This is a genomic window from Mesorhizobium sp. P5_C1 (assembly GCF_054049815.1).
On sequence record NZ_JBFULQ010000599.1, the window covers coordinates 1 to 3150 of the forward strand.

Sequence of the window (3150 nt, forward strand, 5' to 3'; positions counted from 1 at the left end):
ATCCTGATTTTCCTGCCGCTGTCCTTCAACTCCGGCAGCTTCTTTCGCTTCCCCCTCGATGGGTTGAGCTTGCGCTGGTATCAGGATCTGTTCACCTCACCCTTCTGGATCCGCTCTCTTGTCAACTCATTGCTGGTCGGCGCGTGTGCGACGGCGCTTGCCATGGCTCTGGGCGTGCCAGCGGCCTTCGGCCTGTGGAAAGCGACGTTCCGCGGCAAGAGCCTGCTGGTCGGACTGCTGATCTCGCCCATGATGGTGCCCGTCATCATCACCGGCGTTTCTGTCTACTACGCGTCGGCACCGTTCCTGCTCAACAACACCTATATCGGACTCATTCTGGCGCATACGGCGATCGCGGTGCCCTTCGTCATCGTGACGGTCTCGGCCAGTCTTTCTGGATTCAATCCGGATTATCTGCGTGCCGGTGCCAGCCTCGGCGCGCCGCCCTTGCTCATCTTCCGCAGGATCACCTTGCCACTCATTCTTCCGGGCGTGGTCAGCGGCGCACTGTTTGCATTTTCCGCTTCGTTCGATGACGTCGTCATCGCGCTGTTCATGGCCGGACCCGAACAGCGCACCCTGCCGCGCCAGATGCTCACCGCCAGTGTCGACGGCTTTCGCCTTACGATCACGGCGGCTGCCTCGCTGATGATCCTGATTTCGGTCGCTTTAATGGCTGTGATCCTGATGCTGCAGCGTCGCAGCCGGCGTCTGGCGGCGACGATCGCCTGATCACTTCAATCCCATAGGTATTCATTCGCAATGACACGAACGATAGAAACACAGGTGCTTGTCGTCGGCGGCGGCCCGGTCGGCCTCACCCTCGGCATGGATCTCGCGTCGCGCGGCGTGGAGACGCTGGTGGTGGAAATGCGGCATGAGGGGGAGCCGCCGAGTGTCAAATGCAATCACATAGCAGCTCGTTCGATGGAGATTTTCCGCCGCTTGGGCGTTGCCGGAAAGCTGCGGCAAACCGGCTTGCCGGCCGACTATTCCAACGACATTTCCTACCGAGTGAGCTTCACCGGCAAGGAATTGTCGCGCATCGAAATTCCGTGCCGGAAGGACCGCTATACGGCGACCGGCGGCCCTGACACATGGTGGCCGACGCCGGAGCCGCCGCACCGGATCAACCAAATCTATATCGAACCGGTGCTGTTCGCCCATGCCGCGGCGATGCCGAATCTCTCCTTGCTCAACCGTGTCCAGATCAATGATTTCACCCAGGATGACGATGGCGTTCAGGCAACGGGGCGGCTGCTCGATACGGGCGAGACCATCTCCATTCGCGCTCGCTATATGGTTGGCTGCGATGGCTCGCGTTCGGGCGTGCGTAAGGCGATTGGCGCCAAGCTTTCCGGTACGGCGGTCGTGCAGCGCGTCCAGTCCACTTATATCAGAGCGCCGTCGCTGCTGTCGCTCAGCAACCTGAAGCCCGCTTGGGCGACATTCTCCCTCAACCCGCAGCGTTCCGGCAATGTCTATGCGATCGACGGCAAGGAGAAGTGGCTGGTTCACAACTATCTCAGGCCGGGCGAGGAAGACTTTGAAGCCATCGACCGCGACTGGGCGTTGCGAACCATCCTCGGCGTCGGTCCTGATTTCGCGTACGAAATTCTTAGCAAGGAAGACTGGATCGGTCGGCGCCTGGTAGCCGACAAGTTCCGCGACAGGCGCGTCTTCATCTGCGGCGACGCGGCCCATCTATGGGTGCCGATGGCCGGGTACGGCATGAATGCCGGCATCGCCGACGCTGCAAACCTCGCCTGGCTGCTCGCCGCTCACCTGAACGGCTGGGCGCCGGCATCCATTGTCGACGCCCATGAGAAAGAGCGGCTGCCCATCACCGAGCAGGTGTCGCATTTTGCGATGAACCATGCGCTGGCGTTGTCGAAGCAACGCGGCGACGTTCCTGACAACATCGATGATGACGACGCCGAGGGCCAGCGAGCAAGAGCCGCGCTTGGCAAACTCGCCTATGACCTCAACGTTCAGCAATATTGCTGCGGCGGGCTGAACTTTGGCTATTTTTATGACCAATCCCCCATCATCGCCTATGACGGAGAAAAACCACCTGCCTACGGCATGGCCGACTTCACACCGTCCACGGTTCCGGGCTGCCGGACCCCTCACGTCTGGCTCGACGATGGCCGCTCGCTCTACGACGCGATGGGTCCCGATTACACGCTGCTTCGCTTTGATCCTTCGATTGACGTGACCACATTCTTGGCCGCAGCGAACGCGATCGCTGTTCCTGTCCGGTTGCTCGATGTCACGGCGGAGGACGCTGCTGGCGTCTACGACAAGGCCTTGGTCCTCTCGCGGCCCGACCAGCATGTCGCCTGGCGGGGTGATACCGCACCGACTGATCCGCTCGGTCTTATCCAGCTTATTTGCGGAATGGCCATACAGCACGAGGCAGCATGACCAACAACCCTCAGAGGACCGTTTCAGCGGTTCAATCCTATCCCGATCTGCGCTTGCTGATCGGCGGCGAATGGCATGAGCGAGGCGATCGTGAGTCAATACCGGTCTTCAATCCCGCGACCGAGGCCGTTCTTGGCAACCTGCCCGTGGCAACTCAGGCCGACATGGATGCCGCTCTAGCGGCGGCGGCAACCGGCTTCGAGCTATGGCGGAGACGTTCGCCCCTTGACCGTTCCGATATCATCCGCCGCGCGGCCGCAATCGTTCGGGAAAGGGGTGAGAGCATCGCGCGTCTGATCACGCTCGAAGAAGGCAAACCTCTGGCCGAGGCCCGTATCGAGGCGGAAGCCGCTGCGCAGACTCTGGAATGGTTTGCCGAGGAGGGGCGCCGGGCTTACGGCAGGATCATACCCTCGCGCATCGAAGGGATGCAGCAATTCGTGGTCAAGGAACCAGTCGGCCCGGTGCTGGCGATCGCGCCCTGGAATTTTCCAGCCGTCAATCCGGCCAGAAAGCTGGGCGCGGCATTGGCCGCGGGTTGCTCGTGCATTCTCAAACCACCCGAAGAAGCGCCAGCCAGTGCCATGTCGATCGTCCAGGCGCTGGACGATGCAGGGATTCCCAAGGGCGTGATATCCATGCTGTTCGGTATACCTGCCGAGATTTCATCGTATCTGATCGCCTCCCCGATCATACGCAAGGTATCGTTCACCGGTTCGGTGC

General features: G+C 61.1%; 3 protein-coding genes. All 3 read left to right on the forward strand.

The window, feature by feature from the left end; translation table 11 throughout:
* Positions 1–732: ABC transporter permease (locus tag ACXJ7R_RS28575; RefSeq protein WP_457154752.1), on the forward strand; the 732-nt coding region annotated here is incomplete at its 5' end.
* Between the two features lie 30 nt (positions 733–762).
* A complete protein-coding gene (locus tag ACXJ7R_RS28580; RefSeq protein WP_457154753.1) occupies positions 763–2427 on the forward strand; it encodes an FAD-dependent oxidoreductase in 1665 nt (554 codons plus the stop codon).
* Positions 2428–2480: 53 nt separating this feature from the next.
* The coding region (locus ACXJ7R_RS28585; protein ID WP_457154754.1) for an aldehyde dehydrogenase family protein at positions 2481–3150 on the forward strand (670 nt) is incomplete at its 3' end.